This window comes from Cupriavidus sp. SIMBA_020 (genome assembly GCF_046535395.1).
In the GTDB taxonomy this organism is placed as follows: domain Bacteria; phylum Pseudomonadota; class Gammaproteobacteria; order Burkholderiales; family Burkholderiaceae; genus Cupriavidus; species Cupriavidus campinensis.
On record NZ_JAWRWU010001044.1, the window covers coordinates 1 to 257 of the forward strand.

The following is a 257-nucleotide window of genomic DNA, read 5'->3' on the forward strand; positions in this document are numbered from 1 at the left end:
CGCGAAATACCGGGTAGATGTCGGCAGCCGATTCGACTTTCTTCATCGCGAGATGCGGTTGCGACAGCGCCAGTTGCGCATACTCCAGCCACAGATTCTGCTCTTCCGGAGCGACCTGGATGTAGGCGAAATAACGCGTCTTGGTGAGGATATCCTCTTCGAGGATTTTGCGACACTTCGGCGAATCGTCGGTCCAGTTGTCGCCGTCCGACGCCTGCGCGCCGTAGATGTTCCACTCGGTCGGCGAGTAGCGCTCG

At 58.8% G+C, this 257-nt stretch carries 1 protein-coding gene; it reads right to left on the minus strand.

Annotation, left to right across the window (positions count from 1 at the left end; genetic code table 11):
* On the minus strand, window positions 1-257 hold a 257-nt coding region (locus tag SB751_RS32660), incomplete at both ends, for a DUF444 family protein (protein ID WP_410749339.1).